General features: G+C 50.4%; 5 protein-coding genes. All 5 read right to left on the bottom strand.

Annotated features, from left to right (window positions below; genetic code table 11):
• Window positions 1-562 precede the first annotated feature (562 nt).
• Window positions 563-1,696: a pyridoxal-phosphate-dependent aminotransferase family protein gene (locus ACRN9H_RS14175; protein ID WP_432314607.1), complete on the bottom strand. Its 1,134-nt coding sequence runs from the start codon at window positions 1,694-1,696 to the stop codon at window positions 563-565.
• 244 nt (window positions 1,697-1,940) lie between these two features.
• Window positions 1,941-3,536, bottom strand: a complete 1,596-nt coding sequence (ilvA, locus tag ACRN9H_RS14170; protein ID WP_432314605.1) for a threonine ammonia-lyase, biosynthetic — start codon at window positions 3,534-3,536, stop codon at window positions 1,941-1,943.
• 16 nt (window positions 3,537-3,552) lie between these two features.
• The gene (gene ilvD, locus ACRN9H_RS14165; RefSeq protein ID WP_432314598.1) at window positions 3,553-5,442 is read right to left on the bottom strand and encodes a dihydroxy-acid dehydratase; all 1,890 of its coding nucleotides are present in this window, start codon (window positions 5,440-5,442) and stop codon (window positions 3,553-3,555) included.
• Between the two features lie 136 nt (window positions 5,443-5,578).
• On the bottom strand, window positions 5,579-5,836 hold the full coding sequence (ilvM, locus tag ACRN9H_RS14160) for an acetolactate synthase 2 small subunit (protein WP_006083459.1): 258 nt from the start codon (window positions 5,834-5,836) through the stop codon (window positions 5,579-5,581).
• Entirely contained in the window at window positions 5,833-7,506 is a 1,674-nt protein-coding gene (gene ilvG, locus ACRN9H_RS14155) for an acetolactate synthase 2 catalytic subunit (RefSeq protein ID WP_432314597.1), read from the bottom strand. Before ilvG ends, ilvM begins: the two co-directional genes overlap by 4 nt.
• Between the last annotated feature and the right edge of the window lie 766 nt (window positions 7,507-8,272).

Genomic DNA, 8,272 nt, shown 5'->3' with positions numbered 1-8,272 from the left:
GCAGTTTCGAGTTTAATCGCTGCGCTATATCGAGCACGTTTACTTTTATTCATTTTGTCACCTAAATTCGCTATGAATGAGATCATAACATTTCTTATTAGGTGGCCAAATTCACTATGCCACTACACCCAGTACCCAATATCTCTTAACTTTTTTATTGAAAATAAAATTTCCTGATTTCTGTCTAAAAAGGCTTCTTTGTTCCAGAGTAAGTTCCCAGAATAGTTATCTCTTGGTGGCAAAAACCTAGCTTTCATTGATGCTTCCTTTTTATTGATGGCTAACGCCCTGTTAAAATAGTTTAACGGGCCACCCATTGTTAAATTCTCGAAATGCATCATTGTAAATAACAGACTATCAGGTATACCAAGGGCTTAACCGGATTAAGCACTGTCATGGAAGTGACTGTTGGCGGCATGGATGCCGCCGTCGAGCCCTCAGGGATGACTTATTTTTAAACCAAAGTCGGCGTGTCACTGGAATGACAGTGCTTAATCAAACTTCAGTTACCCAAAAGCTGGATCCCCGCTCAGAAGCAGTGCGGGGATGACGATGCTGCCGCTTAGCTTAAGACCTCTTCTAATGCCTTGAGGCATAAAGAAACATTCTCACGGCGGGCACCAAAGCCCATTAGACCGATACGCCATGCTTTACCCGCAAGGGCGCCAAGGCCTGCGCCGATTTCGAGGTTGTAATCCTTCAGCAAACGAGTGCGCACTGCGGCATCATCCACACCTGCTGGGATATAAACCGTATTCAGCTGCGGTAGGCGATAATCTTCGGCAACCACAAAATTAAGCCCTAACTTTTCCAGCCCAGCACGCAGCACTAAATGCATTTCATGATGGCGTTTCCACGCATTTTCTAAACCTTCGGCCGCCAACATACGCAGGGATTCATGCAGGGCATACAGGGCATTCACTGGCGCTGTGTGATGATAACTACGTTTGCCGCCCGCGCTGGTCCAATAGGCCATCACAAGACTTTGATCGAGGAACCAACTTTGCACTGGGGTTTTACGATTCTTCAGTTTTTCTACCGCTGCGCTCGAGAAAGACACGGGCGATAAACCCGGTACACAGGAGAGGCACTTTTGACTGCCAGAATAAATAGCATCGATGCCCCATTCATCAACTCTTAACTCGACGCCACCAAGGGAAGTCACGGCATCGACGATTGATAAGCAACCGTATTGTTTGGCTAATGCGCACAAGGTTTTGGCATCGGACAGCGCGCCAGTAGAGGTTTCTGCGTGCACAAAGGCTAAAAATTTGGCATCGGGATTGGCTTTCAGCGCCGCTTCAACCGCAGCAGGGTCGACAGGTGCGCCCCAATCATTGTCCACCAGCACTGCAATGGCGCCAACGCGCTCGACGTTTTGGCGCATACGCTCACCAAACACACCGTTACGACAGACAATAACTTTCTCACCCGGCTCGACTAAGTTTACGAAACAGGTTTCCATGCCCGCACTGCCCGGCGCGGATACTGCCATAGTCATTTCGTTTTTAGTTTGGAAGGCGTATTGGATCAGGCTCTTAAGCTCATCCATCATGCCCACAAAAAGCGGATCTAAGTGGCCGATTGTCGGTCTGGACTGCGCCGCAAGCACTTCGGGATAAACATCCGACGGGCCTGGGCCCATCAAAATACGGCGAGGAGGATTAAAAGCGGTAAAACGCGGTGCTGGTAACATCATGTCTCCTTAATGCGTGCAGGTCGAGGTCTCGTTGTTATTCGTTAGCCGTTCTGCTTTAAGAAACAGCCAGTTAATCGTTAACGGGTTAAGTCAGTAACTTAACTGTGACGTATTAATCGGCGGCTAGAGTATTAAGTCTACAAAACTACCACAAAAAAGGGCGCATGTGCGCCCCTCCTTTAGCCTAACTTTGCCTAACATGTCATCGCGTCGATCTAAGCTATTTGCATCACAGCGAACGCTATAAGACTTTGTTGCCGTTACCCGCATTTAAAAACAGCTGATAGGCAGGACTTTGGGTTTCCTCTTGATAGACAAAACCCAACTCAGTTAAAAACTGTTGGAACGGCAAAGCATCACTCGCGGGTACTTCAAATCCCGCCAGCACTCGGCCAAAGGCAGCGCCGTGGTTGCGATAATGGAACAGACTAATGTTCCATTTGCTCTGCAAAGTGGTTAAAAACTTCAGCAGCGCGCCGGGATGTTCGGGGAACTCGAAGCTAAACAAACGCTCTTCTAAAGCTTCAGGTGGATGACCGCCGACCATGTAGCGCACATGCAATTTCGCGGTTTCATCACCGGATAAATCCTGCACTTCAAAATCATTAGCCTCTAAGGTAGCGATGATTTGTTCAAGTTCGCCTTGGCCTCGGCTTAAGCGAATGCCGGCAAACACCACGGCCAGATCGCGACTACTGAAACGATAGTTGAACTCAGTCATCACCCGCTTATCGAGCAACTCACAGAATGTTAAGAAACTTCCCGGACGCTCAGGGACTTTCACCGCCAGTACCGCTTCTTTTTGCTCGCCAAGCTCACAACGTTCAGACACATAACGCAGACTATGAAAATTCACATTCGCGCCACTCAAAATCGCGGCGACTTTCTCACCATTGCCGCAATCACCACTGGCATTAGCACTGACATATTTTTTAAGCCCAGCTAAGGATAAAGCCCCAGCGGGTTCGGCTATCGCACGGGTATCTTCGAAGATATCTTTCACCGCAGCGCAGATTTCATCCGAGGTAACAGTGACCACTTCATCGACATACAGTTTGGCGACTCTAAATGGTTCAGTGCCAATACGTTTTACCGCCACGCCATCGGCAAATAAACCGACTTGCGCCAGAGTCACAGGCTCGCCCGCTTCCATCGCCGCCTTTAAACAAGCGGCGTCTTCTGGCTCGACGCCGACAATTTTCACCTGCGGCATCACCGCCTTGTAATAGGCAGCAATACCCGCGATTAAACCGCCGCCGCCCACGGGCACAAATACCACTTCGAGATCGCGCTGCTGCTGCAACATCTCTTGGGCGATAGTGCCTTGGCCTGCGATCACAGCTTCATCATCAAAGGGCGCAATGTAAACTCGGCCCTCTTCTTTGGCCAGCGCCATCGCAAACCCATTGGCTTGATCGAAGGCTTGGCCGTGCAATACCACGTTGCCACCTAAACGGCGCACCGCATCGACTTTAATATCGGGCGTCGTCTCAGGCATCACAATCACAGCATCCACACCGCGACTCGCCGCCGACATCGCCACACCCTGAGCATGATTGCCTGCCGACGCACACACCACGCCGCGCTGACATTCTTCTTTCGTCAGCTGGGCGATACGGTTATAGGCACCGCGTAACTTGAAGGAATGCACTGGCTGCATATCTTCGCGCTTCAAAAATACCTGACAACCTAAACGCGCCGATAACTTGTTCATACTTGAAAGCGGCGTCACTTTCGCTATGTCATACACAGATGACAACAGGATTTTTTGCAGATAGCTTTGTGCCAACTGAAAATGGGCTAAATCCGCCTGAGTTTGCGATGAGAGTGGCAACATAGATGCAGTAAACATATTAGTCCTCCAGTTTACTGCGATCGCGCACCGCGCCCTTATCGGCACTGGTGGCGAGCATGGCGTAGGCCTTAAGCGCGAGTGACACATAACGCTCTCGACCAATAGGTTTCCACGCCATTGGGCCACGCGCTAACATGGCTTCGCGGCGGGCATTGAGTTCAACATCACTTACTGCCAACTTGATGCTGCGCTTTGGAATATCAATTTCGATGCGATCGCCATTTTCAATCAAGGCGATAGTGCCGCCCGCAGCTGCTTCGGGTGAGACGTGACCTATGGATAAACCTGAAGTGCCACCGGAGAAACGCCCATCGGTGATCAGCGCGCAAACTTTACCTAAACCGCGCGACTTTAAATACGTGGTCGGATACAACATTTCTTGCATGCCCGGGCCACCTTTGGGGCCTTCATAACGGATAACCACCACATCACCCGCGACCACTTCGCCGCCTAAAATGCCGGCAACCGCATCATCTTGGCTCTCGTAGATACGTGCCGTGCCGACGAACGTTAAGTTAGATTCATCCACGCCCGCGGTTTTAACAATACAGCCGTTCTCGGCCACGTTGCCCGACAATACGGCAAGACCGCCCTCTTGGCTAAAGGCAAACTCACGGCTACGGATACAACCTTCTTGCCTGTCGTTATCCAGTGACGGCCAACGACAATCTTGGCTAAAGGCTTTAGTAGTTGGAATGCCCGCAGGCCCCGCCATAAAGAAGTGTTTTACCGCGTCATCTTGGGTTTGCATGATGTCGTACTGCGCTAACACTGACTTTAACGTGCCATCACTGACTGTGCCGCCCGCAAAAGTGTCACCCTTGTCGGCCGCCACATGGAACACATCGGTATGCAGTAATCCAGCTCTATCTAACTCGCCTAAAATTCCCATTACGCCGCCCGCACGGTGCACGTCTTCCATATGGTATTTAGGCGTCGATGGCGCAACCTTACAAAGGTGCGGCACAAGGCGCGACATACGGTCGATATCCGCCATGGTAAAATCAACATCGGCTTCCTGCGCGGCGGCTAATAAATGCAATACTGTGTTAGATGAACCGCCCATGGCGATATCGAGCGTCATGGCATTTTCGAAGGCTTTGAAGTTAGCGATATTACGTGGCAATGCCGACTCATCATCTTGATGATAATAACGTTTTGCCAGCGCCATCACGCGGCGACCCGCTTCCAAAAACAGCTCGCGGCGATCCGCGTGGGTTGCCAGCATAGAGCCGTTACCCGGCAGCGATAATCCTAGCGCTTCGGTTAAACAATTCATCGAGTTAGCGGTAAACATGCCAGAACAAGAGCCGCAAGTGGGGCAAGCGCTACGCTCAATTTTGGCACTGTCTTCATCGCTCACGTTCGAGTCGGCGCCCGCCACCATAGCATCAACTAAATCAAGTTTGATGAGCTTATCTGACAGCTTAGTTTTACCCGCTTCCATCGGTCCGCCAGAGACAAACACCACGGGAATATTGAGGCGCAGCGCCGCCATCAACATGCCGGGGGTGATCTTGTCGCAGTTGGAGATACAGACTAAAGCATCGGCGCAGTGGGCGTTAACCATGTATTCCACACTGTCGGCGATAAGCTCGCGCGATGGCAAGCTATAAAGCATGCCGCCGTGGCCCATGGCGATACCGTCATCGACGGCGATCGTATTGAATTCTTTGGCGATACCGCCAGCTTCTTCGATGGCGCTCGCCACCAGTGACCCCATGTCTTTTAAGTGCACATGACCCGGTACAAACTGAGTAAAGGAGTTAGCAATGGCGATAATTGGCTTACCAAAATCATTGTCTTTCACCCCTGTGGCGCGCCATAGCGCACGGGCACCCGCCATATTGCGGCCTTCGGTACTGGTAGCTGAACGTAACTTTGGCATTGACTGTATCCTTTATCTCAAATCGAAAATGGTATTCTTAATTCATATGGTGAATGCTGCACTTGCCGCATTCCCCTCAATATCTGGCACTCATAGTCACTCAACATCATGGACTAAAATGCACCTAAGCAAGGCCTTAAGCATTCGCCGTTTGTTGCAAGCTCAGCGGTAACAATACCTTACATTGAGTCACATCAATCAGTTTATTCAGCTGATTACTTAACAGTTCGATGGCACGTTCGCTATCGACTTCCATATCCAGCGACAGGCTCGCATCGTCATTCATGCGCATCTGCATTTGGGTAATCGTAAAGCCACGATGGCGAGTCACGCGTAAAACACGCTCAAGCACTTCGGGGCGTTGTTGAACCGTTAATTCCAGAGAGTGGATCATGTTTGTTTCTCCATTTCGTCCATCATATCGCTGTTTGATGCGCCGGGGGGCACCAGTGGCCAAACGTTAAAAGCATCGTCGATTGCAACGTGTAACAAATACGGGCCCTTAACCGCTAACATTTCGGTTAAGGCTTCTTCCACTTCGTCGGAAGAAAAAATCGTGCGGCCGGGAATATCAAAGGCGGAGGCCAATAAAACAAAATCGGGGTTATCGGATAAATCCGTTTCGCTGTAGCGTTCTTCAAAAAATAGCTGTTGCCACTGCTTCACCATGCCAAGCTTTTGGTTATCAACTAGCACGATTTTCACCGGCAGCTTACGGCGTTTGATGGTAGTCAGCTCCTGCACATTCATCATAAAAGACCCATCGCCAGACACAGTCACCACAGTGGCATCAGGACGGGCCACTTGCGCACCAATGGCAGCAGGTAAGCCAAACCCCATAGTACCTAAGCCCGCGCTGGACAGGTGATCTTCTGGGCGGCGGAACCACATATGCTGGGCCACCCACATTTGGTGCTGGCCCACATCGCAGCACACAACACTGTCCTCGGGTAACTTATTAGCTAAACGGCGCAGCAAGGCAGGGGCGTAAATCAAACTGCCGGGGTGTTGATAATCCCATTGGTGTTTACGGGATAAATGCTCCACCTCGGCCTGCCAAGGGGTGATGTTCATCGACATGGCTAAGGCAGGTAGCATTTGACGTAAGTCGCCGGCGATTGCCACCTCTGGCATACGCAATTTGCCCAGTTCAGCGGCGTCGATATCGAGATGGATCACTTTGGCCTTATCGGCAAAGCTCGCTAAGCGGCCGGTGACTCGGTCATCGAAACGGGCGCCAACCACGATCAGCAAATCACAATCCTGTACCGCTAAGTTAGCCGCTTTGCCACCATGCATGCCTAACATGCCTAAGTAACCTGGCGTGCCGTGGGCGATACTGCCCAGCCCTTTCAAGGTTGCGACCGAAGGTATGCCCGTCACTTTGATAAACTCACGCAGTTGATCGACCGCGCCCGCCATGCCCACACCGCCGCCGACATACAACATAGGTTGTTTCGCTTCAGCCAGCAGTGCACGAGCAGCCTCGATATCACTCATCTCGGCTTGGGGTTCGTTGGTGACGGCCAGCAAAGGTGTACGGTATTCGAGGTGAGCGAGTTGGATATCCTTCGGGATATCGACCAACACAGGACCAGGGCGGCCGGATGCGGCGATCTCAAAAGCTTGATATAAGGTTGGGATAAGATCGTTGATGTTTGTCACCATAAAACTGTGCTTAGTGCAGCTCAGTGACATGCCCAGCACATCGATTTCTTGAAACGCATCTGTGCCGATAACGGCGGTGGAGACTTGGCCTGTGATAGCCACGATAGGCACTGAATCTAACAGCGCGTCGGCTAAGGAAGTGATCAGGTTAGTCGCGCCTGGGCCTGAAGTCGCAAAGCACACGCCAGTTTTACCGCTGGCTCTTGCGTATCCTACGGCAGCAAAGGCGGCGCCTTGTTCGTGACGGCTGAGCAGATGTTCGACAGGGCTTCCATAGAGGGCATCGTATATTGGCATAATGGCACCACCTGGGTAACCAAACACTGTGGTGACGCCATGTGCTGCTAACACTTTGATTACCGCGTCTGCGCCTCTGATCATCTGCCCTGGTTCCATATTCTCTCTCGCTACGTTAGTCCTGAATTGCCGAAAATCGACGCTAATTTTTTACTCTTTCGAAGTTTAGGACCTTACTCTAGGCCCTGAAACGAAGAACCCCCCAGTCCTTTCGGAGCGGGGGGTTCTTTCGAAACTTTTAACCTTTTAGGTCTATCAGTTCGCCATGCGCCGCCCCCGCTGTGATTTAATAATCACGACGGTAATAATCACGAGAATGAGCTTGGCAGCTTGGTTAAACATCAATATGGATTCCTAATCGGTGTTTCTAAAATTGGGATATTGCATGAAAGTTAGTTTCGCTTTGGACTTTGCCCGACCGCGAGCTATTAGCTTTACCATAAAGCGACAGCCAAACACAATAAAAAATATCTTTTGTCAAAAAAAATTCAGCTTCCCTGCCGAGACAATGCAAAACAACAAAGTAAAACGTTAACTGTTGATCCTCAGTCGGCGCGATTCACCTACCGCAGGATTCATTCACTGAACGCACATTCACCATCGAACGCTCACTGAAGATTCACTCACTAACTATTAACTCACTAACAATGTCGTTTTTGCCCGCTCGACAACCCACTGAACAGGAAAAATTTGTTTCTCACTACACTGATTTATCACAAAGCTGATTCATCACTAAGTAAGCTCAAGATGCGCGTTTCAGTATCTGAGATTGCTTGGGAACTGAGCTGAGACCCAAGTCCTTTGAGTCTCAACCCTCTCCCCCAATGCTGGGCTTAACTAACGATCACTTAAGCCTCAGCTAAAA

It is taken from the genome of Shewanella sp. MF08487 (genome assembly GCF_050848685.1).
Lineage (GTDB): Bacteria > Pseudomonadota > Gammaproteobacteria > Enterobacterales > Shewanellaceae > Shewanella > Shewanella glacialipiscicola.
Note: the sequence above shows the minus strand (reverse complement) of the source record. Positions and strands in the feature narration are given on the sequence as shown.